Source organism: Pseudomonas sp. B21_DOA, assembly GCA_030544685.1.
Classification (GTDB): domain Bacteria; phylum Pseudomonadota; class Gammaproteobacteria; order Pseudomonadales; family Pseudomonadaceae; genus Aquipseudomonas; species Aquipseudomonas fluorescens_AO.
The window spans coordinates 2,834,519-2,860,640 of the sequence record CP086683.1; the positions used below are offsets into that span (position 1 = coordinate 2,834,519).

A 26,122-nucleotide genomic window follows, 5' to 3' on the forward strand; every position below is an offset into this window, starting at 1 on the left:
AAGGACTGTTCAGCCCCTGAAAAACATCTCTTGAAAACTACTGCAGTCGGACAGCCTTGGCTGGAATTTGGCTTTGGGCCTTTTTCCTACTTCGTTTGAGCCGTTTTCGCTACGTTTTAGAGATGCTTGGAAAATGCGGCAGTATCCGTTAAAGCCGAATGATGTTCAACACGTCGCCTGACAGGCTGACCTGAACGCCCGAGCCCCACATCGGATCACGACGCAAATCCTCGGAGACCTTGTAATGACCGGCGATGGAGATCAGTTCAGCGCTCAATTGCTGACAGAAAATCCGTGCCTTGGTGTCACCTTTGACGCCGGCCAGTGCTCGGCCGCGCATCGGGCCGTATACATGGATGTTGCCATCGGCGAGAAGTTCCGCCCCGGACTGACCGATGAGACCACTACCAGATCGCCACCCTGGGCATATATCTGTTGGCCACCACGTACTGGCGTGGTGATTACGCGGGTCGGTTTGACGGTCGGCTCAGGTGGCTTTTCCGGCTTCTTTTTGACTTCGGCTTCCGGTGTTTCCAGTGGACGCTCGCGGGCACCGGAGGGCGGTAGCACGGGGATGTCGATGGCGATGGCAGCGGCGATGTCTTCGATGCGGCTGGCGCGGATGGCCAGGGTACGCAGGCCATGCTGGCGGCAGACGCGCATCAGCCCCGGCAGGTCAACCGCGCCCTGGTTCGGCGGCAGTTTGTCGAGTGCCAGAACCAGCGGTGCATTGCTGAAAAAATTCGGCGCCTGGGCGACTTTGGCGGCCAATTGCCGATCGAGGCTTTCGAGGTCGTTACGGGCCAGTTCCAGCACAGTGATGGCCAGCATGCTGCCCTTGAGCTGGAATACGGGATCTTGGTCTAACGGGTCGGTTTGGCTCATGTCGGCATACAACGGCTTGTCACTAAAAGTGCCGAGACTTATAACGAGAACGCCCGCGAGCCGCAAGCCGGGTCGAACGATGTAGAATGCGCGGCCACTGTATTTACGGAAGCTTTAATGGATCGCCCGCGTTTTCGAAAAGCATATCTTGCTCCGCGCTTCTGGCCGCTCTGGTGCGGCCTGGGGCTTTTGTGGCTGATCGTGCAGCTGCCGTATCCGGCGCTGTTGACCATCGGTCGAGTTTTGGGCGCGTTGATGTATCGCGTCGCCAGCGACCGGCGAACCATCGCCCGGCGCAATCTGGAATTGTGCTTCCCGGAAAAATCCGCCGCCGAGCGCAAACGCCTGCTCAAGGAAAACTTCGCCTCCACCGGCATCGCCTTCTTCGAAATGGCGATGAGCTGGTGGTGGTCGCGCGAACGTCTGGCGAAACTGGCCCACGTCGAAGGCCTGGAGCATTTGCAAAAAGCCCAGCGCGAAGGCAAGGGCGTGATCCTCATGGCCGCGCATTTCACCACGCTGGAAATCGGCGCGGCGCTGCTCGGCCAGCAGCACACCATCGACGGCATGTACCGCGAACACAAAAATCCGTTGTTCGACTTCGTCCAGCGCCGTGGCCGCGAGCGGCACAATCTCGATTCGCTGGCGGTGGAGCGCGACGATGTGCGCGGCATGCTCAAGCTGCTGCGCTCGGGTCGGGCGATCTGGTACGCGCCGGATCAGGACTACGGCGCCAAGCAGAGCATCTTTGTGCCGCTGTTCGGCATTCAGGCCGCCACCGTCACCGCGACGACCAAGTTTGCACGGCTGGGCAAAGCGCTGGTGGTGCCATTCACGCAGGAACGTCTGGCCGACGGCAGTGGTTATCGCCTGGTGATTCATCCGCCGCTGGAGGATTTTCCCGGCGAGAGCGAGGAGGCCGATTGCATCCGCATCAACCAGTGGGTCGAGAGCGCCTTGCGCGCGTGCCCCGAGCAATATCTTTGGGCGCACCGACGCTTCAAGAGCCGCCCGCCGGGTGAGCCGAAACTTTATCCCAAGCGTCGTTGATTAGCCGATCTGACAAGCACCGTGGAGTGTTGCGATGAGTCCTGCTGAACCGGTCACAGGTTTGATTCTTTCCGGCGGCGGGGCTCGGGCGGCGTATCAGGTCGGGGTGCTGGCGGCAATTGCCGAATTGCTGCCGGTCGGCGCGGACAATCCGTTTCCGGTGATCGTCGGCACGTCGGCCGGGGCGATCAATGCGGTCAGCCTGGCCAGTGGCGCCACGGACTTTCGCGCCGCCATCGAACGCCTGACCCAGTTCTGGCAGGGCTTTCGCAGCCACCGCGTGTTGCGCAGCGACTGGCCCGGAGTCATCCATCAAGCCAGCCGCTTCGTCAGCCACAGCCTGCTCGGCCTCGGTCGGCAGATGCCGGTGGCGCTGCTCAACAATTCGCCGCTGCGCGAACTGCTTGAGGAAAAACTGCACTTGCCCGGCATCGCCGAATCCATCGCGCGCAAGCAATTGCATGCGGTGGCGGTGACTGCGTTCGGCTACGAATCGGGGCAAGCGGTGACGTTCTATCAGGGCGGCGGCACCATCGACGCCTGGCTGCGGCATCGACGCATTGGCGTGCCGACGCAGCTGTCGGTTGATCATCTGTTGGCGAGTTCGGCGATTCCGCTGTTGTTCGCGCCGGTGAAAATCGGCGAGGAGTATTTCGGTGACGGCGCAGTGCGCCAGTCGGCGCCGATCAGCCCGGCGCTGCATCTGGGCGCCAGTCGCGTGCTGGTGGTGGGCGTCAGCGGCAACCCACGCGGCCTCGATCCGCAGCAACCGCAGGAGCGCGCCTACAGCGGCCAGCAACCGACGCTGGCGCAGATCGGCGGGCACATGCTCAACAGCACGTTTATCGACAGTCTGGAGAGCGATATCGAGTTGCTGCAGCGTCTGAATCAGTTCAGCCATTTGCTCCCGGCCGGCACGCCGACCCGCGCGCTGGGCGTGGCGCCGGTGGAAGTGCTGGTAATTGCGCCGAGTCAGCCGATCGACGAAATCGCAGCACGGCATCGCCAGGAACTGCCGGCGGCGTTGCGCCTGTTTCTGCGGGGGCCGGGCGCGACGAAGACGAGCGGGGCGGGGGTGCTCAGTTACCTGCTGTTCGAGGCGGGGTATTGCAGCGAGTTGATCGAGTTGGGGCGGCGGGATGCGCTGGCCAAGCGCGAGGAACTGTGCCGGTTTTTGCGGATATCCGAGGCGGTTTCAGCCTGACATTTGCGGCGCGGCTATCGCTGGCAAGCCAGCTCCCACAAGGGCATGTGTCGTTCACAATTTTTGAATACACATGGAAACCTGTGGGAGCTGGCTTGCCAGCGAAGGCGTCGGAGAGGACGCCGCCGGGTCAGAAGTGGAACTTGACCAGGAAGCTTGTGGTGCTCTGATCGGTCTTGAAGTACTGGCTGTCCTTGATCCCGTACTTGTCCGACCAATAGTCGTACTCGACACCGACATACAACTGCTTCTCGCCGAAATTCAGCGCCTTGCCCAGGTCGTATTTGACCTGCGGATTGAAGTGCAGGTTGGCGTGGTAGTCGCCCTTGGAATTGGAGTCGTTGTCGACCACCCAATCCATGAAGCCGTCGATGAGGATGTTCGATTTGCCCACCGGGATGGTGTAGGACCACACCGGGGTGATCTGCCAGACGTTGTCACCGGCGCGCGCGCCCTGGGTGTGACGCTGATAGAAGTTCAGCTGGAAGTAGTCGAAGCCTGGAATCGCCAGGTCGAAGCCCGGACCGATCAGGTACGCCTCGGTATCGCCTTCACCGAACTCGTAGGTCATCGCCAGCAACACGTCAGTCACCGGGCCGAAAGCCAGTTTCTGATCGAAGATCTTGCCGAACGACAGGCGCGGGCTGAGCTCGCCGTAGTAGGTGTTGGAGCCGACGCCGCCATCATCCTTGCCGTTGTAGAAGATCTTGTCGATGAACAGGAAGTTGTCCCCATACTTCCAGGCATCGGCGTGCTCGAAGGTCACGGTCTGCTGAATGCGCGGGTTGACCTGGAAGTCCTTGCCATACAGGTAGGTCAGGCTGTTGTTCTGCCACTGCAGCAGGCCTTCGGCCATCGCCTGGCCGCCGGCGAACATCGATCCGGCCAGCATCAGGCTGGTGCACATACGTTTCATTCGGTTGCTCCCAAAGTAGGTGTTCCACGTTATTTTTTAAGATCGGCGCTCTGATGTGGCGCCTTTTTCGTACCGCAAATTTCATCCGATCGGTCAGCTTTCAATGCTGGTAGCAAAAGCTGCGCCAAGGCTTTCGAAAAACCAAAAAACGCCCGTTCGGCTGCTGAAAAACAGTCGACGAGCGTGTTTTCGGGAGGCCTCAGGACTGACCGCAGCCGGGATAAGTTGGCTTTTCGGTCAGAAATTGAATTCAGGCTTTTTTTAGAGCGAATTCGGAAGGCGGCGGAGAATACTGACTCCACGGCCAAGGCTCAAGTGCCCCGCAACAGAGCACCGACGGCAGGTATGGCGCACGGTTGCGGGCCATCTCAGAAGTGCACCTTCAGCAGCAGGCTGGCGGTGTTCTGGTTGGTATCGAAGGAGTGGCTGTTTTCAATGCCGTATTTGTTCTTCCAGTAGCTGTACTCGGTGCCGACGTACACCTGCTTCTGGCTCCAGCCCATGGCTTTGCCGAGGTCATATTTGATCTGCGGATTGATGTGCAGGTTGGCGTGGTAGGTGCCGCGCGAGTTCTCGTCGTTGTCGACGACCCAGTCGAGGTAGCCGTCGATCAGCACATCGGAATTGCCCAGCGGGAAGCTGTAGGACCACGCGGGGGTGATTTGCCAGACGCCATCACCGGGGCGCGGGCCTTCGGTCTGGCGACGGAAAATGTTCAGGGTGACGTAATTGAAACCGGGCACTTTCAGATCGAAACCGGGACCGATCAGGTAAGCCTCGCTTTCGCCTTCGCCGTACTCGTAGGTCATTGCCAGCAGCACATCCTTGATCGGGCCGAACTCGATCTTGCGGTCGAGGATCTTGCCGAAGGACAGACGCGGGGTGAATTCGCCGTAGAAGGTGTGCGGGCCTTTGTTCGGATCTTCCTTGCCGTTGTAGAAGATCTTGTCGACGAACAGAAAGTTGTCGCCGTACTTCCATTTGTCGGCGTGCTCGAAGGTCACCGTCTGCTGATACGACGGGTTGATCGCGAAGTTCTTGCCGTACAGATAGCTGAGGCTGTTGCTCTGCCACAGCAGCAGATCGCCGGCCATGGCCTGACTCGCGGCCAGCAGGCCGCCACTCAACAGAACGTTGCTTTGCGTGCGGATCATCGGTTGCTCACTCTTGTTTTTATTTTCAAGGCACAGAGTTGCGATCCCTTGTAGGAGTGAGCCTGCTCGCGATAGCTCGATTACATTCAACAAATCAGTTGACTGAAGAGACGCAATCGCGAGCAGGCTCACTTCTACAGGGGAATTGGTGTGGCTGTCAGTGCGCATGGCAATCATTGATCGCCGCACGCTCCTTGCCGCCGAGGATGTTGAACAGCAGGTTCAGGGTCAGCGCGCTGAGGGTGGCCATGGCGATTCCGCTGTGGGTGATCGGGCTCATCCACAGCGGCAGGTGGGCGAAGAATTCCGGACGCACCACCGGGATCAGGCCCATGCCGATGCTCACCGCGACCAGCAACTGGTTGCGGCGGTCACCGATGTCAGCTTCCTGGAGGATCTTGATCCCAGTCGCGGCGACCATGCCGAACATCGCAATCGCCGCACCGCCCAGCACCGCCGGGGAATCGACGCCACCAGAAACGCCGCTTTCGGCAGCAGGCTGAGGACGATCAGAAGACCACCGGCAACGATGGTCACCGAGCGGCAACGCACGCCGGTCATCTGCACCAGGCCGATGTTCTGCGCGAACGAGGAGTGAGTGAAGGTGTTGAAGAAACCGGCAAAGAACGACGCGCCGGCATCGCACAGCAAGCCGCGACGGAGCATGCGCGGGCAGACTTCCTGGCCGGTGATCTTGCCCAGCGCGAGGAACATCCCGGTGGACTCGACGAAGATGATCACCACCACCAGACACATCGACAGAATCGGCGCGAGCTCGAACTTGGGCATGCCGAAATGCAGCGGGGTGACGAACTGAATCCACGGTGCGCTGGCCATGCCGCTGAGGTCGACCATGCCGATCACGCCGCACAATACATAGCCCAGGCACATGCCGATCAGCACGGAAATGTTGACCCAGAATCCGCGCATGAAGCGGTGAACCAAGAGGATGGTGGCCAGCACCAGCGCGGCGATGGCCAGATAAATCGGCGATCCGAATTGCGCGGCGTCGACCCCGCCACCGGCCCAGTTCACGGCCACGGGGAATAGCGATAAACCAATCGAGGTGATGACCGTGCCGGTGACCAGCGGCGGGAAGAAACGCACGACCTTGGACATGAACGGTGCGATCAGCATGCCGAAGAAACCGGCGGCGATCGTCGCGCCGAAGATGCCTTGCAGGCCGATGCCGGGCATGCCCGCCATGGCGACCATGCTGCCGACCGCAGCGAAACTGGCGCCCATCATCACCGGCATGCGGATGCCCATCGGGCCAATGCCGAGCGACTGCACGATAGTGGCGATGCCGGCGACGAGCAGGTCGGCGTTGATCAGGAAGGCGATTTCTTCACGACTCAGGCCAGCGGCCTGTCCGATGATCAGCGGCACCGCGATGGCACCGCCGTACATCAGCAGAACATGTTGCAGACCGACCAGGATCAGTTGCAAAAGGGGCAAACGCTGAATGGCGGGTGCGTCGGGGATGCGCGCTTTGGACAGCTCGGACATGCAACACCTCGGATCTTTTTTATTCTTGTGATTAACAGCTGCCGGGTTGCTTGCAGCTGTTTCTTTGCATCAGGCAGACCGCGGAGCGGCCATTCGCGGGCAAGCCCGCTCCCACACAGGCTATGCAAAACCCTGTGGGAGCTGGCTTGCCAGCGATGCTTTTAACGATTAATTGGTCTGCGCTCCCTGGGCAATCCAGGCACCGATCAGGTCACGTTCCTGCTGGGTCATCTGGGTGATGTTGCCCAGTGGCATGATCTGTGTGGTGATGGCTTGCGCCTGAATGCGCGCGGCGTTCTGGCGGATCTGCTCGGGGGTATCGAACATCACACCGGCCGGGGCTGCGCTGAACAACGGGCTGGTCGGCTTGGACGAATGGCACACCGTGCAACGCTCTTGAATCACGTTGTGCACTTTGTCGAAACCGGGGCCGGCATTCGAGGCTTGCGCAGGTGCCGCCGCAGGGGCTGCGGGTGCCGCAGGTTGCGCCGCTTCGGCCGGTTTCGCGCCACCGCCCAATGCCGTCTCCGGCAGCGGTTGGTACTCGATTTTCGCCGGTGCCTTGGCCACTTCAGGTGCGTTCGACATCGGCATCGGACCGGTGACGTAGGCCAGGCAGATCATGCCCACCGCTGCCACTGGCAGGGTCCAGGCAAACTTGTGGCTGTCGTGACGGGTGTTGAAGTAGTGACGCACCAATACCGCCAACACCGCGATCCCGGCCAGGATCAACCAGTTGTACTGGCTGCCGTAAGTGCTCGGGAAGTGGTTGCTGATCATGATGAACAGCACTGGCAGGGTGAAATAGTTGTTGTGTCGCGAACGCAGCAGACCCTTGGCCGGCAGCGCCGGATCCGGCGTGCGGTTCTCGGCGATCGCCGCCACCAGTGCGCGTTGCGCCGGCATGATGATGCGGAACACGTTGCCGACCATGATGGTGCCGATGATCGCGCCGACGTGCAGGTACGCACCCCGACCGCTGAACACTTTGCTGAAGCCATAGGCCGCGGCAATGATCAGGACGAACAGAATGAAGCCGAGCAGGGCAGGTTTCTTGCCCAGGGCCGAATCGCAGAGGAAGTCGTAGACGAACCAGCCGACGATCAGCGAGCCGATACCGATGGCCACACCTTCAGGACCGCTGAGGCCGCTGCCGGGTGCCACGAGGTAGAGCACGGGGTTGGAGTAGAACACCACGCACAGCAGCGCGATCCCCGACATCCAGGTGAAGTAGGCTTCCCACTTGAACCAGTGCAGGTTGTCCGGCATGGACGGTGGGGCCAGTTTGTATTTTTCCAGGTGGTAGATGCCGCCGCCGTGGATCGCCCACAGATCACCGGCCAGACCGGTTTTCGGGTTGACGCGGTTGAGGTTGTTCTCCAGCCAGACGAAGTAGAACGACGCGCCGATCCAGGCCACGCCAGTGATCATGTGAACCCAGCGCACGCTCAGGTTCAGCCATTCCAACAGATGTGCTTCCACAGTCTTTACCTCTCGCCCGTCACTCTTGTTGTCGAGTGATCGGACCTTCTCTTATTGGTGGGGGCGAGGATCAACCGCTCATCCTCTTTGAAAAAATGCTCATCGCAGTTATTGCCTGTGCCACTGCGATCAACCACCAGGAAGTCATCCCGCTTTTCGATCGTCAGCACCGGGTGGTGCCAGACGCCGCGATGGTAATTGATGCCCTGCCTGCCGTTGGTGACGAAGGCGCGGACCAAGCCTGATACAGGTGCATCGCCAACTGGCGCGACCACGATCAGAAAGGGGTTGCCGAGCAGCGGAATGAAAGCCTGGCTGCCCAGCGGATGGCGTTCCAGCATGCAAACGGTCAGCGGCATGTCCTGCGCGTCGGCGCGGAAAATGCTGATGATTGCGTTGTCCTCAGGCGTAGCGGTTTCGACCGTCGCCAGTTTGTGGAAGCGCATGGTCGAACCGTTGTTGATCATGAAGTGATCGCTGCCGTCGGTTTCGATCACGTCACCGAAAGGGGCGAAGGCTTCTTTGGTCAGCGGTTCAATCGTCAATGTGCGCATGCTGTTCTTCTTATCCGGATTCTGTGTTGTTAGATCTATCGCCATCGCGGGCAAGCCCGCTCCCACAGTGGACTGTGGCGTTCACAAAACCTGTGGGAGCTGGCTTGCCAGCGATTGGGTTCAACCTTGTTTAGCGACCTTGCCCAATACACGCAGGCGACTCACGCCACCATCCGGGAACACGTTCAGGCGGATGTGGGTGATCGGGCCGAGTGCCTTGATCTGCTCGACGAAGGTGTGTTCGGCGTGCATTTCCAGCTTCTGGCTTGGCAGCAGTTCGCGCCAGAACAGCGACTGGGTTTCGATCTGGCTGTCGGTGCCGCCCTTGACGAACGCGCCCTGGATCGAGCAGGTGTCCGGGTAGTTGCCTTTGAAGTGCAGGGTGTCGACGACGATTTTCTCGATCTCGCCCGGATGACCCAGCGCGACGATCACCCAGTCATTGCCCGGCGTACGACGACGTGCGGTTTCCCAGCCGTCGCCCATGTTGATGCCACGGCCCGGGTTGAGGATGTTGCTCATGCGGCCGAAGTGTTCGTCGGAGCAGGCGAGGGCGCGGCCACCGTTAAGGGCTGCGGCCAGATCGACTTGCTCGTTGTCGCCAACAGCGGACCAGTCGCGGAACGGAATGCCGTACACGCGCAGACGGGCAACACCGCCGTCCGGGTAGATGTTGAAGCGCAGGTGGCTGAACGCCTGGTCGTTGCTGATTTCGTGGTAGTGGTGGCTGTTGCCCTGCAGCTCGACGGCCGACAGCACTTCAGTCCACTGGGTGTTTTCATCCGGCTCGCCCGAGGCCAGGAAGCACGCTTCCAGCGAGGCCGACGGCGGATAGTTGCCGGTGAAGAATGAAGTGTCGATGTCCACGCCTTTGATCGAGCCCGGTACGCCCAGACGGATCACCGCGCTGTCGTAACCTTCGAAGCGCTTGCGGCGCGACTCCCAGCCGTCCATCCACTTGCCGTTGTCATCGAACACGCCCTCCTTCCATACGGCCGGGTTCGGTTGGAACAGACGATTGGCGTCTGCGAACCAGTCATCGGTGACCGAAATGATCTTGGTGCCCAGGCGGGCGTCGGCCAGGTTGACGTATTTTTCGAAAGGTACGGCGTAAGCTTTCATTCTTCTTGTCTGCCTTTGATAAGTTGGCTGGGGATGCTCGCAGGGCCCTGGGTGCTCTCCGCGTTTGATGCACTCGGGCCAGGCTTGCTAAAGAGTCAGTAAACGGAACAGGGCAATCTTGTTGATCTCCGCCAGCGCGCATTTGAACTCGGCTTCCACCGAATTGTTGATGCGCGTTTCGAACGCCGCGAGGATCTGATGCCGGTTGCTGCCTTTTACCGCCATGATGAAGGGAAACTTGAACTTGGCTTTGTAGGCGTCGTTCAGCTCGGTGAAGCGCTGGAACTCTTCGGCCGTGCATTGGTGAATACCGGCGCCAGCCTGTTCATTGGTGCTGGCTTCGGTCAGTTGGCCCTGGACGGCGGCTTTGCCGGCCAGGTCCGGGTGAGCGTTGATCAGGGCCAGCTGGCTGGCATGATCGGCGCTCAACAGGATATCGCTCATGCGCTGGTGCAGGGTTTCGATCTCGTCGATCGAAGCGTCCGCACCGAGGTCGTAGGCCTTTTCGGCCACCCATGGCGAATGTTCGTAGATGTCGGCGAAGGCTTTGACGAAAGCGTCGCGGCTCAGGGTCGACGGTTGCAGGGTTTGAAAGCGGCTCATTTTGCAGTCCCTTGGTACGGGTGGGTTTCTTGCCAGTGGCGCGCGATGTCGACGCGACGGCTGAACCACACCTGTTCATGACTTTTGGCGTATTCGATAAAGCGCTTGAGCGAAGCGAGGCGACCGGGACGGCCGATCAACCGGCAGTGCAGACCGATCGAGAGCATTTTCGGCGCTTCGGCACCCTCGGCGTAAAGCACATCGAAGGCGTCTTTGAGATATTCAAAGAAATCGTCACCCTTGTTGAAACCCTGCACTTGCGTGAAGCGCATGTCGTTGGTGTCGAGGGTGTAGGGGATCACCAGATGCGGCTTGCCGGTCGGGTTGTTCGGTTCCCAGTAGGGCAGGTCGTCGTCGTAGGTGTCGCAGTCGTAGAGGAAACCGCCTTCTTCCATGACCAGCCGACGGGTGTTCGGCCCGGTGCGGCCGGTGTACCAGCCCAGCGGACGTTCGCCGGTCAGTTCGGTGAGGATGCGGATCGCTTCGAGCATGTGCTCGCGTTCCTGCGCTTCATCCATGTACTGATAGTCGATCCAGCGGTAGCCGTGGCTGCAGATTTCGTGACCGGCATCGACCATCGCGCGGATCACGTCCGGGTGACGCTGGGCGGCCATGGCCACGGCGAAGATGGTCAGCGGAATGTCGAATTCCTTGAACAGTTTCAGAATCCGCCAGACGCCGGCACGGCTGCCATACTCGTAAAGCGATTCCATGCTCATGTTGCGCGCGCCTTGCAGCGGCTGAGCAGCAACCATTTCAGAAAGGAAGGCTTCAGACTCCTTGTCGCCGTGCAGAATGTTGCGCTCGCCACCTTCTTCGTAATTGAGCACGAAGGACAAAGCGATCCGGGCATTGCCCGGCCAGTGTGGGTGAGGAGGGTTACTGCCGTAACCGATCAGGTCGCGTGGGTAGTCAGCGCTCACTGCAGTCTTCCTTCTTGTACGTTGACAGATTGGTGTGGCGGCCTGGCAGGCTGGCGTCACAGCGATGGGCTGATTGTATACAACTTTATTTACATTTTGTAAGCCTGAATTTTCGCATTTTTCACCGGCTGTCATCTTTTGCTGCTAGCGGTTCGAGCCTGCAAGAAACCTGCCTGACCAGTCAGCTAATGAATAGAAGGTTCAATGATCAGGCGCATTGTCTGTAGATTGGCGATAAAGGCCCGGATGGCGGGGGTGAGGCGAAAAATGTCGTTTTTATTGTGTACAATTTTTTTGAAAAGTGTCTTAATCAGTCGCTCGCCGCAGCGTTTCGTGCTCCGAATCGGTGCGGTCTCCTTTTCAACTGACTTCGGGAGGCGCGAGGTCTGACCGCTTGTTGCGGCCAGGCGCGCAGAATCAATGGGACGTTTGACAACACACGTTTTGGACGCTGCACACGGTTGCCCGGGCAGCTCGATCAAGGTCGAGCTGTACCGCGTTGAAGGATCGCAGCTGGAATTGGTCGCCAGTGCGACAACCAACAGCGATGGCCGGGTCGACGCACCGTTGCTGCAAGGCGACGATTATCGCACTGGCGTTTATCAGGTGCAGTTCCACGCCGGCGATTACTACCGCGCCCGCGGTGTGCAACTGCCCGAGCCGGCATTTCTCGACGTAGTGGTGTTGCGTTTCGGCATCTCCGCCGAGCAGGAGCACTATCACGTGCCCCTGCTGATTTCGCCTTACAGCTATTCCACGTATCGGGGCAGCTGACCCCCAAGCAGCTGCCCCCACCGGGAAGCGACTGCGCATATAGCTTCTTTGGTCTTTCGCCCGCCCACACTGCGGGCTTTTTTCCCTCCAAACCGGCGACCGAGCGCCATGCTCAGCGTTCGCGAATGATGAATACCGAGTCAGGCTTGCCGGCAACCTTCAACACTCCCCGATCAGCCAGACCACTTTGTTTTGCGCGGCGGCCTCGGTCAGCGCCTTGAAGGCGTCCTGGCCGATTCGCGCGGGTGTGCTCGGTTCGGTCAGTTCATTGCCGGGCACATGAGTGAGGCCTGCCTGGTCGATCGCTCCCAGTTTGAGGAAGAAAATCTGATCGTGGTGGGCCCGTTTGAATACCAGCGTCGGCATGCGATGTTCATACGTCAGCGGGAATAATTCGTAGCCGCTGTTAACCAGCAAGGAACCGATCAGCCGCCTCAGGTTCAGGTCCGAGGGATAGGTTGAGTAGTGATTCCAGGCCGCTGGAAAACGCTGCGGATCGAAGGTCAGGCGTTGCAGCTCACTGTCGACTTGGGAAGGCATCGGAATCAGTCGTTTCCCGCCAAGGTCAATATCCGGCGCCACGGTCAGCATGCTCATCGGGTCGGCGCGGGTCTGGGCCGGCGTCGTAGACAGCGGCCGGTGCTGCCATTGCTGCAACGCAGCATCAATGTTGACCAGCCCGGTGCCGGTGATCGTCGGCGAGTGGTCGGCCAGTTCGAATAGTCGTCGGGCCACGGCGCGCGCGGTGGCGTCAGAAAAATCGGGGAATGCACGAGCAACGGATTGGGTGATTGGCGCTTCGAAAAAGTGTTTGCCCGGATGTATTTCACCTGGATCGTTGCCGATTCGAAACGTGGCCACCGGCTGCAAGGCGGGGGCGGTGGCCAGCATGTGTTCGAACGCCTCGAAGTGCGTTGGCGCGAACTCGGGATGAAGCACGAAAAACACCCGGGGCGCGGGGTTTGAGCCAACGGGCACGATGGGATAATGCAACCAGCCAAGCTGCACCGATTCGATCCCGGCAGGCTTGTTCAAATGGCCCCAGGGCAACCAGAAATACGCCGGATGCTGATCCTGGGCGCTGGGTGCTTGCCGTGTTGCCGGTTCGTCAGTCTCCTCCAGCCGTGGCCGCTTGCTCGGGCCGGCGATGGGCTCTTCGGCCTGGGCGATCGGCTGTCGGCTGGATGATGGGGGCTCTGCGGGCTGGATGCCGGGTGCTTTCTGCCGCCAGAACACGGTTCCCGCGATCTGTTCAAAAATATCTCCGGTGCCGCATGGCTTGCCGCTGACGCCTGCTGATAGTCGCCGTCCTTGTTTTTGCGCACCATGACTGTTCCGTCAACCGTGGTGACAAAGGTCTGCTTGAGCTTGTTGTAGCGAATGCCATCAGTGGCCAGTTGCGGCTTGGTCAGCGTGTTGACGTCCGAGGGAGCCAGATAGTCGGGGCTGGCCAAGGTAGTCGGGGCGCGCCGGATCGATGGCCTGTCAGGGCGCTGGATGCTCCAGCTCGCCTGGCCTTCGTTGGGAACCAGGGCGAGGCCGGTGACGCCGGGGGCGAAAGTCAGGGGTAAATGGTAGTTGCCGTGCAGATCCTGTTCGACCACGAACCGTCCTTCACTATCGATTTGTGCGTACGTTCGCTGATCCGGACCGGTGAACAGACCGCTCTTGTCTGGCACGGCAATCAGCTCGTGAGCGCGCTCCTGCGGCCAGGGATCGCGTTCCGAGTGGTGCCAATACGATTCGCTGTAGGCGGCAACTCATGAATGACCACCGCAGGCTGGCGATCAACCGCTGCGGAGGTGTCGGCGCCCCGGCTGAGGGGTGGCGGTTGAATGCCCAGCAGCAAGGCATCCGGCATGTGCAGACCGATGGTGTTGCTGCGTGTCGGCGAACCTGAGCCGGAGGCGTCGGGGAGGTCGGTTTTTGTCGTGACAGAAACTTTTTGGGTGGTTTGGCCATACTGAACTACTCATGAAGTGGATGCGCAGGCGCGCGCAGGCGCCTGGCAAAGCGCAGGGTTGCAAAGGGTGCTGTCGATTAATTGTTTTGCCGTTACGCTACAGGGACATTGAGGTTTGGCGTCGGCAGGAAGATCCCGGACTGATGGCTGCAACGATTGGCCACTTGCAACTCGGATGCTTCAACTCGCGAGTTATCGGCACGCAATACCCAGCCGTGTGCGGCAAAGCTGTAACTCACTGCCGCTGACTCATCGAAGATCCAGCCCGCGTTTCTGACCTTCACCACCTCGCTGGCCAGCGAGGCCAGTGCTGAGGGCAGCGGTCTGGTAGCGTTGGGGGCTTCAAAGAATCGTGCATCAAGGCCATCGCGGTAGACCCGGTCAAACACCAGATCGACTGTATGCACCACTCCGTTCTCAGTGATGACTCGAATCTGATCAATCAAGTCCTCGCTTTCGTACACCGGTAGGTAAACAGTACAGGTGCCGATGGATAGCTGATTGTTCGAGAGTCTGATATCGACGGGCCCGAGTTTTGTGGCATCGAGCTCCCACGTAGAGGAGTGCATCAGGCGCACGGTCGAGCTGGCGAGGGCGCCCGGTGTAGAAAGTCGCAGTGTCATGTTGGCAACGAGGTGTATCAGATACGTGGAGCCTTCTCCCACCAGGCTTTCCATCGCGGTTTGCACGGTCTGCGCGGTTAGCGTGGCACAGCAGTTGCGATTGCCCATTTCGTACGCCCTGTTTTCCGGCAGGGCATAACTGTAGCGTCGCGAGCGGACTGGCAAGGGCAGCTTCATTTGCCTGATCCAGTCCCTTGGTATGCTGTAATCGGTGAAGGCCGGCAGGACATCGGTTTCATCCGAGAGGCCGGCATTGATGGCGACACCGTCATTGAAAATCAGTACATAACGGTAAAACGGCCTGACAGCCATGGTGCGCAACATTTTTGTCAGGTTGTCTTGTTCGCCTTCATTACGAGCGGCGGCGAAATAATTCAGTTTGATCCGCTTTTCGCCAACGTGATAAACGAGATGACACCCTGCTGTCAGGTGATAGGACTTGGGTTTGTATGCGAATAAATGCGCCTCGGCCTTTGTCAATTCATCGCTGCTGTAATCAAGATAGATTCTGGTGACGGTCTCAGCGCGCAGCACCGAGTAAAAAGTTGTCATGTTGCTGGAGCGGGGCAAGTAATAGCTCGCTTCCTGCTGATGCCTGATCCAGCACTCTTCGGCGTAAACGATAATGGGTTGTTGTGACTGACCAAGTTTGATCAGTATTTCAGCAAAGTCTGCCGTTTCGTCCTTTGAGAGTTTCTCCGGCAGCTCAAATCTGAAATGGAAACCGTCGCTGGTGATGAAAGTCAGATCCCTATTGATCAGTAGGCGGACGTTGGCTTTTGTTTCGTAGACATCATGAATGGTCAAGATGTTTTTTGATTGTTCATGAAACTCGAACCCCGAAGTGATAACCAGGTCGTTACCCTCGATGTGCCATGAGTCAATAAGCTCTTTTTCCAGTTCAGTACGATATGGCTTGGCTGTTTGCCATCTTCGAAGATCGAGAAGCGTCCGGCCACATGTGCAATCAAATATTGATCGGCGCCCGTTTCACCGGATGCCTTGGCATTCTTGTGCAGCAGGTAGATCTGATCATCGCCGGCACCCGCTTCGATCACGTCACTACCGCGGGCCTTGATAAGGTTGCTTTGCGCCGTACCGGTCACGACGCTTGCGGCGCCGTTGACGGTTTCAACGTTTTCAATGCTGTCCAGCAAACTGTGCAAGGCATACTTTTTGCCCTGTTCGCTTGATTTGTCGGTCGAAATGATCTGCAGCGTGCCGGCCAGCAGGTCCACGTCATAACCGGTTTTATCGGTGCTGTAATCGGAGTAACGGCCACCGAGCACCAGCGTGTCCTGGCCTGCGCCACCTCGCAGTATCGAATGTTCTGTGGCATCCACATCTTGCTTGAGGAATTCGGCCGCATTGTCGAACACGAACTGGTCGTTTTTCTCGCCACCGGTGAGGTCTTTTTCCCGGATTTGTAATGAAAGACGTTCGGTTTTTTTCGACCCCCTTGATTGAATCTCGACCTTCGGCCAGCAGCCACATAACGCTCTTGTTGTCTGCCGGGGTGCCTAGTTCGGCGCCAGGCGTGTTCTGTGTGACGCCTTCACGGGCATCGATGGTGTCATCCAGACCGACTATTTCAGGAACATGTACCGATTCCCAGGCGTCGCGTTTCGTCCACCAGTTTCGCTTCCAGACTCTGGTGGGCCGCAGGCGGACTTCGAATTGGCCATTGACGATGGCTTCGGTACTGTCCTTGAGAGGGCCATCGAGCAATTTTCTCGCCGTCGTCTTCAACTTGATGGAATGCTGCAACAGCGTCTTGGCCTTGATATAACGGTCTTGAACGTGCTGATCGATATCCGCCATGCAGAACGAAAACCAGCCAGTGCGCCAACGCTCATCCAGAGTGAGTTCTATGTAGTCGTCGATATCGTCGACAATGCGCACCGCACCATAGACCTGCGAGCCGATGGCTAGCATTGCACCGGCAGCCAGTCCAACCGGGCCGGCGAAGGAAAAGCCGGCCATCGCCGCGGCGCCGAGAATCACCGTCATGGCGGCGCTGGTAATACTCAGGCTGGCGCTGACGTAATGATCCAGTGCTTCCTTGCCCGTGGCGTTCTCGGCAGCATTCATGGATCGCACGGCGGTGTAGATATCGAAAGGCAGCGTCAGCGCGCCCCCGAGCAGACCGCCTGAACGGCCCAGCCTGAGCGCCATTCGGGTTCTGGCGAAGTCACGGTAGGCATGTTGCCCGACAGTGAGCATTTGGGTGGCAGCTTTGCTGACGCCAATGTCGACGGCGATCGAGCCAAGTTCCGAGGCGATGCCTGCGCTGTTGATCGCGATCTCTGCGGTGTTCTTTGTCTTGATTGCATCGAAGACTCCGCGCAGTCCCATGAATATCCCGAAGCCTTGAATACCTACGCTGGAGCCGAGTGTTGCGTAGCTTTTGGTCAATGTTTTCCAGCGTGGATGGTGTTGAGGCAGATGCACATGCTGCAGGTCGAGTGCCTGTGCCGCATTGGCGAGTTTCACCAGCTTGCGCCGGTAGTTGCCCGGTTCGTGCTCATCAGTAACGCGACCGCTGAAGAGCGCGGGGGCGGTCAAGGGGCGATGACTGGCCATTTCAAACAGCAGGGTTGGCAATAAATAACTGTCACTGCCGGTGGCAGCCTTCATGGCATGTTCGACCTTGTTCAGGTCCAATTGCACGGCATCGATAAAAGAACGCTTCAGCACTCGACTGAAGGTGTTGCGACCATTCAATGGTTTGCCGTCGACGGTCGCTCCCAGACTGTCAAGCGCAACCCGCGTTATCGAGATGTCGCCAATTTGCAGAGGGCCGAATATTTCGTCCGCGAACTTCAATTGGTTACGCTTGGAAGGGTGTTCGGGAAAGTCGATCGTTGCAGACGTGCGCTCGTTGCTCTCGAAAAGCATATCCGTGATAACGACCGTGTCGGTAACTTTCTGATTGTTTGGTTCTATTGCAGGATCGGTTTGAATCGAGGCGTTTTGTATCAAGGTGGCCATGAGAACTTCCTTGTTCAGGCTGTCGTTTCGAATTGAAGCGGATATTAAGGCGCCCCTTTGAGCGCTGTATATAAAGGGGTTGTTGCGGTGTATTGCTCGTCAATGATTACAGGGTTGGCGCGCCCTGGTTAATTGTAAACAGCAGCATCCCGACTCGAATCCGTTCAGTCGGGATGAACAGCCATTATTTAATGACTGCTGAGCAATGATGCCGCGCCGGCGCCGCCAAACAATCCGGCACTGATCCGGTTGAACCAGTTCTGGCCTTTACCGCTGCGCAGATACCGCGCTGCGCCATGGGCGCCCAGGCCGTAGGCCAGCTTGCAGCACAGGTCGAGTACCATCCAGGTCGCGATCATGATCAGCAATTGCGGCAGAAAAGGTTGGTTGGCGCTGAGGAACTGCGGCAGAAATGCGGCGAAGAACAGGATGTCCTTCGGATTGCTCGCGCCCAATACGAAGGCACGCCCGAACAGTGTGCGAAAGCGCGGCACCGGTGCGGCGTCAGGGACTTCGGCGCCCGTGGATGGCTGCCGCGATTGTTGCCAGCTTTGCCAGGCGAGATAGAACAGGTACAGCGCGCCGACGATTTTCAGTGCGCTGAACAGCTGCTCAGATGCCAGCAAAAGAGCACCGAGGCCAAGCGCCGAAGCGCTGAGCAGGCAGACCGAGGCAATCACCCCGCCGAGAAACGCCGGGTAAGACCGGCGCAAACCATAATTCAGACTGTTGCTGATCATCAGCAACGACAGCGGTCCCGGGATCAGGATCACCACCAGTGCAGCGCCACTGAACAGCAGCCAGGTTTCCAGACTCATCGTTTTGCTCCTTTGTTGTTATCGAGATGCGCAAAAGCCCCACCCGTGAGGGTGAGGCTGGTTTGAAGCCTGAACCGCGCAGCGCTTACAGGAAGATGAACTTGGCGATGAAGATCGCGCAGAGCACCCACAGGCTGACGGAAATTTCCTTGTACTTGCCGGTGCCGGCCTTCAGCGCCACATACGTGATGAAGCCCAATGCGATGCCGTCGGCAACGGAGAAGGTCAGCGGCATCATGATCGCCGTGACAATCGCCGGAATCGCGTCGGTTGCTTCATCCCATTCGATGTGGGCCATGCCGCCCATCATCAGCATCGCCACGTAGATCAGTGCGCCAGCCGTGGCATAAGCGGGAATCATGCCAGCCAACGGGGCGAAGAACATGGCCGCTATAAATAGCACACCCACGGTGACGGCGGTAAGACCAGTCCGACCACCAGCGGCGACGCCGGCGGCACTTTCCACGTAACTTGTCACGGGAGGCACGCCAACCACGGCGCCGAATACGCTGGATGCGCTGTCGGCCTTCATCGCCCGCGAGAGGTTTTCGATGCGACCGTCAGCCGCGACGAGATTGGCGCGCTGGGCCACGCCCATCAAGGTGCCCGCGGTGTCAAACATGTGCACAAAGAGGAAGGCCAGCACCACGCTGATCATGCTGACGTTGAACACACCGGCGACGTTCATTGCCATCCAGGTCGGCGCCAGGCTCGGCGGCGCGGACATGATGCCCTCGTAGTGCACCAGGTCCAGACCCCAGCCGGCGAGGGTGACGGTGATGATGCTGATGAGGATTGCCCCGAACACGCGGTGGTAACTCAGGATCGCGATCATCAGGAAGCAGATCGCGGCCAGCAGTGGGCCGGGTTCGCGCAGCGAGCCGAGTTTGATCAGCGTCGCCGGGCTGTCGACGACGATCCCGGCAGTCTTCAGACCGATCAGGCCGAGGAACAGACCGACACCGGCGCCCATCGCAAAACGCAGGCTGACCGGAATGCTGTTGAGCAGCCACTCGCGAATCCGCGAAAAGGTCAGGAACATGAACAGCACACCCGAAACAAACACCGCGCCGAGCGCGGTTTCCCAGTTGTAGCCCATGGTGCCGACCACGGTGTAGGTGAAGAAGGCGTTGAGGCCCATGCCCGGTGCCAGGCCGACCGGCCAGTTGGCGTACAGGCCCATCAACAGGCAGCCCAATGCCGCGGCAATACACGTGGCGACAAAGGCCGCACCGTGATCGATACCGGCGTCGGCCATGATGTTCGGGTTGACGAAGATGATGTAAGCCATGGTGATGAAGGTTGTCAGACCGGCAATCAGCTCGGTCTTCACCGTGGTGCCATGCAAGCTGAGTTTGAACAGACGCTCCAGCAGGCCATTGCGTAATGGCGGCGTGAGCTCGAGCGGCGGTGCTTCGGATTTGCGGCTTTCCACAGCGAGTACTCCTCAAGAGTTTTATTGTTATTTCCAGGGCCGGACCCATGAGGGTGGCGGCGGCCCTTTGAGGCATACGCGAATTTGTTGACCGTGTAGTCAGGAACTCGCACGCAGTGGATTATGCTTTTGTGTACAAATAAAGCAAATATTGTTTTTGGTTTTGTCGCCGATTTTTTTGTTGATAGGGATATATGGCTATCAAGCCATTCGCGAGCAGGCTCGCTCCTACCTTTGTAATGCGTTCCCATGTGGGAGCGAGGCTGCTCGCGAAAGCGCCTGTTGATTCACTCAAGAATTGTCAGACTGCCACCCAAGGCCAGATTCACCGCCAACCAGCCATTCACCGCCGCTTCCCCAGCCTCGGCAAACACCCGCTCGAGCAATTTCACCTGCTCCCGGCGCAACGCCTGCTCGAACTTCGCGCCTTCCGCCGTCAGCTCGAGCAGGCGCTTACGTTTGTCCGTCTGTGAAGCGACGCTGTCGACCAGATGCATCTCCTGCAACTGGCGCAGCGGCATGTTCAGCGCCTGTTTGCTCACGCCGAGCAGGGCCAGCAGCTCCTTCACGCTGAGGTTCGGGTAGCGTGCGATGAAAAACACGATGCGCTGATGCACCCGCGAGAGTCCGCGGCGCTCGAGCATTTCATCTGCCTTGGCAGTGAACGCCTGGTAGCCGAAGAAAAACGCTTCCATCGCCTTTTGTTGGCTAGTGGGGTTCTTAAGGTCAAGCATGTTGACGTACTCGCTCAAGCTGTCGTAATTTCAGTCAACCAGTTTGACTCATTTTTTGCATCCCTCGCTACGGTGACCTCCATGGCTTTTTCCGAACGTGTCTCGCGCCTGAAAAGTTCTTTGATCCGAGAAATCCTTGCTGCCGCTCAGCGTCCAGAAGTGATGTCATTCGCCGGCGGCTTGCCTGCCGAAGCGATGTTGCCGAAAGTGGGGTGGGCGGAGTTGCCGTTATCGCTTGGTCAGTACGGCATGAGCGAAGGCGAGCCGGCCTTGCGTGAAGCCTTGGCGGCAGAGGCGAGGGCGCTTGGTCTGGAATGCGAGGCGAGTCAGGTGCTGGTAGTCAGCGGCTCGCAGCAAACCCTGGATCTGGCGGCCAAGCTGTACATCGACAAGGGCACGGAAATTCTGCTGGAGGCGCCAACCTATCTGGCCGCGCTGCAAATCTTCCAGCTGTTCGGCGCCGACTGCCTGACCGTGCCGCAGGAAGCCGACGGTCCCAACCTGGCGCAACTGCGCAACCGTCTGCAACAGCACCGCCCGGCATTTATCTACCTGATCCCGACGTTCCAGAATCCATCCGCCGTACGCTACAGCGAGGCCAAACGCGCAGCCGTCGCCGCGTTGCTCGATGAGTTCGGCGTCACCCTGATTGAAGACGAGCCGTACCGCGAGCTGACCTTCGATGGCGGCAGTGCCAAGCCGATTGCCGCACGCTTGAATAAAGCCAGTTGGATCTATACCGGCACCGTCTCGAAAACCTTGCTCCCGGGATTGCGTGTCGGGTACCTCATCGCTAGCCCGGATCTGTTCCCGCACCTGCTCAAGCTCAAGCAATCGGCAGATCTTCACACCAATCGCATCGGCCAGTGGCAGGCGCTGCAATGGATCGGCTCGCAGAAGTATCAACAGCATTTAAGCGAACTGCGTGATTTCTACCGGCAGCGGCGCGATGCGTTTCAGTTGGCGCTGGAAAGCCATTTTGCCGATCTGGCGGAGTGGAACATGCCGCAGGGCGGGCTGTTTTTCTGGCTGACGTTGAAGCAGCCTCTGGATACGCGGTCATTGCTCAACGAGGCGTTGGCCAATGATGTGGCGTTCATGCCGGGTGAGCCGTTCTTTCCCGAGCCGGACAAACATCACGGGCATTTGCGCTTGAACTTCAGCCACATTGATCCGGCGCGCCTGGATGAGGGATTGAAGCGGCTGGCGGCAGTGGTGCGGCGGGCGCAGCTGGAGAGAGCGGCCTAGCAAAACGCCGGCTCAAGGGCCGGCGTTGTCAGTGCGGGCCTCTTCGCGAGCCTGCTCGCGAAGGCGGCTAGCGCTCCAACCCATTAACATCAGACTGCAGCAAACCGCTTGTCCAGATAATCAATGATCACCTTGGATTCATACATCCAGGTAGTCTGCCCGTTCTCTTCGATACGCAGGCAAGGCACTTTGATCCGGCCGCCCTGTTCCAGCAACGTCTGGCGATCCTGCTCGTTGTTCTTCGCGTCTTTCAGTGCCACCGGCACTATTCAGGCGATGCAGGGCGCGACGGGTCTTAACGCAGAACGGGCAGGCGTGAAACTGATACAGCGTCAGATCTTTTGCGGCAGCGTCGACTTGCGCCTGAGCAGCGGCGGGGCGTTTCTTCTTGCCCGGGCGGGTGATGAAGTCGATGAAGATAACCAGTTGGCCGAGGCCGACACGAAGCGCTTTGACGAACACGTTGAAAGCCTCACGGTGCAAATGAAGAAAGGCGCGCAGCTTACCCGATTTTTCATGGGCGAAAAAACCGGCGATCAACGCCGGCTGTTTTCTGTTGCGAATTACTTGATGAGGCTGAGGAATTCGCTACGGGTTGCTGCGTTTTCACGGAACTCACCGAGCATCACCGACGTGATCATCGACGAATTCTGCTTTTCCACGCCGCGCATCATCATGCACATGTGCTTGGCTTCGATCACCACGGCCACGCCCAGCGCGCCGGTAACTTGCATTACCGCATCGGCGATCTGGCGACTGAGGTTTTCCTGAATCTGCAGGCGACGGGCGTACATATCGACGATCCGCGCCACTTTCGACAGGCCCAGCACTTTGCCGCTCGGGATATAGGCGACATGCGCCTTGCCAATGAACGGCAGCAGGTGGTGTTCGCACAACGAATACAGCTCGATGTCCTTGACCAGCACCATTTCGCTGTTGTCGGAGCTGAACAGGGCACCGTTTGTGACCTCTTCGAGCGTCTGTGCATAACCGCGGCAGAGGTACTGCATGGCTTTGGCGGCACGCTTTGGCGTGTCGAGCAGGCCCTCGCGGGACACGTCCTCGCCCAATTGGCCGAGAATCGCGGTGTAATTCTGTTCCAGGGACATGAAACTACCTGTGGGGATTTTCGCAAAGGGCAAGGGTACGGTGGCGGACACAACCCTGCAAGTTCGGTGTGACGGCTTTATTCGTCGCGACCTTCCATCATCGTCCGTTTCAGCATCACATAAACCGCGCCAGCGCCGCCGTGGCGGGCCTGACAGGAGCAGAAACCGAGTACTTGCGCGTGCTGGCGCAGCCAAGTGTTGACGTGGCTTTTGATCATCGGGCGCTTGCCATCCAGGCGCACAGCCTTGCCGTGAGTCACGCGCACGCAGCGGATTTCGAATTTGGTCGCTTCGGCGAGAAAGGCCCAAAGTGTTTCCCGGGCCTTTTCCACGCTCATGCCGTGCAGGTCGAGGCTGCCTTCGAACGGGATCTGCCCGACCTTGAGCTTGCGCATCTGGCTTTCCTGCACACCGTCGCGGGACCACATCAGCTCGTCTTCCGGGCCGACGTCGATCACGAACTGGTCGGAAAGACCGTCAATGATGGTGGTGTCGCTGCGCACGGTGGCGGACTGACGCAGCTTGGCGATCTGCGCGCGGTCAGCCTTGGGTTTGCCGGTGTCGGCGCGGTCGTGCTTGATCGGCTTGACGCCCTGGATCGCACTTTTAAACAGAGAAAAATCGTCGTCTTGCATGTCAGCCTCCGCGAAGGGCGGCCAGTTTACCCAAGTCGACACAAAACGGCCCGGCAAAAAGCCAGGCCGTTGGGTCAGTCGTGTTTTTTCATCAGATGCGGGGACATGTTCAGTTCCCGCGATTGCCGTGCGCGACGGCGGCATCGGCGCCACAGGGCAACGCCGAAATACAGAAACAGCAAACCGACGGCGAGCATGATGGCCGAGCCCAGCGGTGATGCGTTCAGGTCGCCCAGCGCCGGCGGGCGGCCGAGCAGGCTGGCGGCACCGGCCATTGCCAGCAGCACGCCGAACGTCGCCAGAATGGCCGAGATCGCCGCGCCAAATCGAAAACGCCAGTTGCTTTGGCCTTTGGGCCGCAAACGGCGTGCGTCAAATCCATCGGATAACTTCATTCCGACCTTCCTCAATGGTATCGGCCCTTCGACCGGGAGTTGACCGGGTTGTTCCTGAGGCTATGGCATTTGCGGCAAATCAGCGGATATAGCGGATGAGCGGTGCCAATGCACCGCTCACAAGGGCAGGGTCAGATCAGGTCCTGAGTCTTGGCCAGCGTGGCGAAGTTGTCGGCCATGATCGCCATTTCCGCTTCCTGCACGCGTTCGGCGCTGAGCACGCCGCCCTTGAAGGGCAGATCGCGAGTCGCGCAGGCGTCTTCGACCAGGGTGCAGCGGAAACCGAGGTTCTTCGCCGCGCGCACGGTGGTGCTGACGCTGGAGTGGCTCATGAAACCGCAGACGATCAGGTCCAGTGAGCCGAGGTTTTGCAGGCGTTCGAGCAGCTCGGTGCCATGGAATGCGCTGGGTAGCAGTTTGCCGATAATGGTTTCATCGCCTTGCGGTTCCAGACCGGGGATGAATTCGCCACGTTCGCCCTGCGGGTCGAACAGGCCACCAACGGTGCCGAGATGACGCACGTGCACGATCGGCCGACCGGCGGCACGGGCTGCGGCAACCACTTGTTTGATGTTCGCGACGGCCGCGTCCATGCCGCTCAGGGCGAGCGGGCCACTGAGGTATTCCTTCTGGGCATCGATGATGACCACGGTGGCATGGCTCAGTGTGGCCGCTGCGTAACCGCGACCGCTGAGTTGAAACATCGTTTTTGGAACGGACATTCTGGGGCTCCTCGGGGTGGGGCTTTTGCGACATTGTCCTCTGGCTGAGCGGTTCTGTGAATCGCTACCATCGTAGGCGCCGTCGTTCTTGGCCTGCAGCCTTGTCAAGTTACACGTTCCGTTCAATGCCTGATGCAAAAAAGAAATCTCCTACCGTCGCCGCGCGGTTTTTCCTGCGTCGTCGGCGGGCGTTTTGGCTGCTAGAATCGCCAGTCGTTTTTTTGGAGTTCTATGCCGTGATCACTTCCCGACTTCGTACCCTGCGCGACCATATCCGTTGGGCCGTCAGCCGCTTCCATGGGGAGGATCTGTTTTTCGGCCATGGCACCGACAACGCCTGGGACGAGGCGCGCCAATTGGTACTGGGCGCTTTGCACCTGCCTTGGGAAATCGCCGACAGCTATCTCGATTGCGCGCTGGAGGACGATGAACTGGTCAACCTGCAGCGCCTGCTCAAGCGCCGCATCGAAGATCGCGTTCCCACCGCCTATCTGCTCGGCGAGGCGTGGTTCTGTGGCATGTCGTTCATTGTCGACCCGCGCGTACTGATCCCGCGTTCACCGATCGGTGAGCTGATCGAAAACCGCTTCGCACCGTGGATCGGTGATGAGCCGGCGCGGATTCTTGACCTGTGCACCGGCTCCGGTTGCATCGGCATCGCCTGCGCCTACGAATTTCAGAACGCCGAAGTGGTGCTCGCGGATCTGTCGTTCGAGGCGTTGGAAGTGGCCAATCAGAACATCGAGCGCCATGGCGTCGATGAGCGTGTCTACACGGTGCAGGGTGATGGCTTCGAGGGCCTGCCGGGGCAGCGTTTCGATCTGATCGTATCGAACCCGCCCTACGTCGACGCGGAAGATTTCGCCGACATGCCGGACGAATATCAGCACGAGCCGGAACTCGGCCTGGCCTGCGGTGATGATGGTCTGAATCTGGTCCGGCGCATGCTCGCCGAAGCCGCAGATCACCTGACCGAGAAAGGTTTGCTGATTGTCGAGGTGGGCAACAGCCAGGTGCACGTCGAGGCGTTGTACCCGGAAGTCGATTTCGCCTGGCTGGATTTCCAGCGCGGCGGGCATGGCGTGTTCATGCTGACCGCCGAGCAGTGCCGCGCGCATCAGGCCCTGTTCGCGTCCCGCGTCTAAGGTTGTGACAGATCGTTCCCACGCTCCGCGTGGGAATGCATCAATGGACGCTCTGCGTCCGCTTTTGGGACGCGGAGCGTCCCGGGCTGCATTCCCACGCAGAGCATGGGAACGATCAGTACGCGCTC

At 59.3% G+C, this 26,122-nt stretch carries 25 protein-coding genes and 3 pseudogenes; 5 read left to right on the top strand and 23 right to left on the bottom strand.

From position 1 onward, the window contains the following. Positions 1–148 precede the first annotated feature (148 nt). A pseudogene (gene minC, locus LJU32_13020) lies at positions 149–885 on the bottom strand (septum site-determining protein MinC). Positions 886–1,002: 117 nt separating this feature from the next. On the opposite strand from minC, the gene LJU32_13025 reads away from it, so the two are divergent. Beyond that, on the top strand, positions 1,003–1,935 hold the full coding sequence (locus tag LJU32_13025) for a lipid A biosynthesis lauroyl acyltransferase (GenBank protein ID WKV90922.1): 933 nt from the start codon (positions 1,003–1,005) through the stop codon (positions 1,933–1,935). 34 nt (positions 1,936–1,969) lie between these two features. After that, positions 1,970–3,139 carry a patatin-like phospholipase family protein gene (locus LJU32_13030; protein WKV90923.1) on the top strand — a complete coding sequence of 390 codons (1,170 nt, stop codon included), beginning with the start codon at positions 1,970–1,972 and terminating at the stop codon, positions 3,137–3,139. Positions 3,140–3,269: 130 nt separating this feature from the next. On the opposite strand, the gene LJU32_13035 is transcribed toward LJU32_13030, so the two are convergent. The 9 genes and pseudogenes from LJU32_13035 to puuE all read right to left on the bottom strand — a co-directional run bounded on the left by LJU32_13035 (position 3,270) and on the right by puuE (position 11,402). Then, positions 3,270–4,055: a hypothetical protein gene (locus LJU32_13035; GenBank protein WKV90924.1), complete on the bottom strand. Its 786-nt coding sequence runs from the start codon at positions 4,053–4,055 to the stop codon at positions 3,270–3,272. A 29-nt stretch (positions 4,056–4,084) separates the two neighbouring features. Beyond that, positions 4,085–4,357, bottom strand: a complete 273-nt coding sequence (locus tag LJU32_13040) for a hypothetical protein (GenBank protein WKV90925.1) — start codon at positions 4,355–4,357, stop codon at positions 4,085–4,087. A gap of 66 nt (positions 4,358–4,423) precedes the next feature. After that, positions 4,424–5,209 (bottom strand): hypothetical protein, encoded by a 786-nt coding sequence (locus LJU32_13045; protein WKV90926.1) that lies wholly within the window; start codon positions 5,207–5,209, stop codon positions 4,424–4,426. Between the two features lie 157 nt (positions 5,210–5,366). Further along, a pseudogene (locus LJU32_13050) lies at positions 5,367–6,718 on the bottom strand (purine permease). Positions 6,719–6,886: 168 nt separating this feature from the next. After that, entirely contained in the window at positions 6,887–8,200 is a 1,314-nt protein-coding gene (locus LJU32_13055) for a urate hydroxylase PuuD (protein ID WKV90927.1), read from the bottom strand. Positions 8,201–8,205: 5 nt separating this feature from the next. After that, positions 8,206–8,754 carry an ureidoglycolate lyase gene (locus LJU32_13060; GenBank protein ID WKV90928.1) on the bottom strand — a complete coding sequence of 183 codons (549 nt, stop codon included), beginning with the start codon at positions 8,752–8,754 and terminating at the stop codon, positions 8,206–8,208. Positions 8,755–8,874: 120 nt separating this feature from the next. Further along, positions 8,875–9,876 carry an allantoicase gene (gene alc, locus LJU32_13065; GenBank protein WKV90929.1) on the bottom strand — a complete coding sequence of 334 codons (1,002 nt, stop codon included), beginning with the start codon at positions 9,874–9,876 and terminating at the stop codon, positions 8,875–8,877. A gap of 87 nt (positions 9,877–9,963) precedes the next feature. Continuing rightward, positions 9,964–10,479: a 2-oxo-4-hydroxy-4-carboxy-5-ureidoimidazoline decarboxylase gene (uraD, locus tag LJU32_13070; GenBank protein WKV90930.1), complete on the bottom strand. Its 516-nt coding sequence runs from the start codon at positions 10,477–10,479 to the stop codon at positions 9,964–9,966. Further along, positions 10,476–11,402, bottom strand: a complete 927-nt coding sequence (gene puuE / locus LJU32_13075; protein WKV90931.1) for an allantoinase PuuE — start codon at positions 11,400–11,402, stop codon at positions 10,476–10,478. The genes uraD and puuE overlap by 4 nt, the downstream gene beginning before the upstream one ends. A 420-nt stretch (positions 11,403–11,822) precedes the next feature. On the opposite strand from puuE, the gene uraH reads away from it, so the two are divergent. Beyond that, entirely contained in the window at positions 11,823–12,176 is a 354-nt protein-coding gene (gene uraH, locus LJU32_13080; protein WKV90932.1) for a hydroxyisourate hydrolase, read from the top strand. Between the two features lie 159 nt (positions 12,177–12,335). Here uraH and LJU32_13085 read toward each other — a convergent pair whose 3' ends face one another. The 8 genes from LJU32_13085 to LJU32_13120 all read right to left on the bottom strand — a co-directional run bounded on the left by LJU32_13085 (position 12,336) and on the right by LJU32_13120 (position 20,740). After that, entirely contained in the window at positions 12,336–13,211 is an 876-nt protein-coding gene (locus LJU32_13085; GenBank protein ID WKV90933.1) for a hypothetical protein, read from the bottom strand. Further along, positions 13,208–13,855 (bottom strand): hypothetical protein, encoded by a 648-nt coding sequence (locus LJU32_13090; GenBank protein WKV90934.1) that lies wholly within the window; start codon positions 13,853–13,855, stop codon positions 13,208–13,210. Before LJU32_13090 ends, LJU32_13085 begins: the two co-directional genes overlap by 4 nt. A 376-nt stretch (positions 13,856–14,231) precedes the next feature. Beyond that, on the bottom strand, positions 14,232–15,569 hold the full coding sequence (locus LJU32_13095) for a hypothetical protein (protein ID WKV90935.1): 1,338 nt from the start codon (positions 15,567–15,569) through the stop codon (positions 14,232–14,234). Then, positions 15,566–16,051, bottom strand: a complete 486-nt coding sequence (locus LJU32_13100; protein ID WKV90936.1) for a hypothetical protein — start codon at positions 16,049–16,051, stop codon at positions 15,566–15,568. Before LJU32_13100 ends, LJU32_13095 begins: the two co-directional genes overlap by 4 nt. Continuing rightward, positions 16,014–17,753, bottom strand: coding sequence for a hypothetical protein (locus LJU32_13105; protein ID WKV90937.1), 1,740 nt, complete (start codon positions 17,751–17,753; stop codon positions 16,014–16,016). Before LJU32_13105 ends, LJU32_13100 begins: the two co-directional genes overlap by 38 nt. 188 nt (positions 17,754–17,941) lie before the next feature. Then, entirely contained in the window at positions 17,942–18,571 is a 630-nt protein-coding gene (locus LJU32_13110; GenBank protein WKV90938.1) for a LysE family translocator, read from the bottom strand. A gap of 85 nt (positions 18,572–18,656) precedes the next feature. Further along, complete coding sequence (locus tag LJU32_13115) at positions 18,657–20,006, bottom strand: NCS2 family permease (protein ID WKV90939.1); 1,350 nt, start codon at positions 20,004–20,006, stop codon at positions 18,657–18,659. Positions 20,007–20,293: 287 nt separating this feature from the next. Next, entirely contained in the window at positions 20,294–20,740 is a 447-nt protein-coding gene (locus LJU32_13120) for a MarR family transcriptional regulator (protein ID WKV90940.1), read from the bottom strand. An 81-nt stretch (positions 20,741–20,821) separates the two neighbouring features. On the opposite strand from LJU32_13120, the gene LJU32_13125 reads away from it, so the two are divergent. Further along, positions 20,822–21,988 (top strand): PLP-dependent aminotransferase family protein, encoded by a 1,167-nt coding sequence (locus LJU32_13125; GenBank protein ID WKV90941.1) that lies wholly within the window; start codon positions 20,822–20,824, stop codon positions 21,986–21,988. Between the two features lie 89 nt (positions 21,989–22,077). Here LJU32_13125 and LJU32_13130 read toward each other — a convergent pair. The 5 genes and pseudogenes from LJU32_13130 to LJU32_13150 form a co-directional block, all read right to left on the bottom strand. Then, positions 22,078–22,450 (bottom strand): annotated as a pseudogene (locus LJU32_13130) (glutathione S-transferase N-terminal domain-containing protein). A 101-nt stretch (positions 22,451–22,551) separates the two neighbouring features. Beyond that, positions 22,552–23,097, bottom strand: a complete 546-nt coding sequence (gene folE / locus LJU32_13135) for a GTP cyclohydrolase I FolE (protein WKV90942.1) — start codon at positions 23,095–23,097, stop codon at positions 22,552–22,554. 77 nt (positions 23,098–23,174) lie between these two features. Then, a complete protein-coding gene (locus LJU32_13140) occupies positions 23,175–23,732 on the bottom strand; it encodes a Smr/MutS family protein (GenBank protein ID WKV90943.1) in 558 nt (185 codons plus the stop codon). Between the two features lie 74 nt (positions 23,733–23,806). Then, on the bottom strand, positions 23,807–24,127 hold the full coding sequence (locus LJU32_13145; GenBank protein WKV90944.1) for a hypothetical protein: 321 nt from the start codon (positions 24,125–24,127) through the stop codon (positions 23,807–23,809). A 131-nt stretch (positions 24,128–24,258) separates the two neighbouring features. Then, positions 24,259–24,849 carry a cysteine hydrolase gene (locus LJU32_13150; protein WKV90945.1) on the bottom strand — a complete coding sequence of 197 codons (591 nt, stop codon included), beginning with the start codon at positions 24,847–24,849 and terminating at the stop codon, positions 24,259–24,261. A gap of 236 nt (positions 24,850–25,085) precedes the next feature. Here LJU32_13150 and prmB point away from each other — a divergent pair, with 236 nt between their 5' ends. Next, complete coding sequence (gene prmB / locus LJU32_13155; GenBank protein ID WKV90946.1) at positions 25,086–25,994, top strand: 50S ribosomal protein L3 N(5)-glutamine methyltransferase; 909 nt, start codon at positions 25,086–25,088, stop codon at positions 25,992–25,994. Positions 25,995–26,122 lie beyond the last annotated feature (128 nt).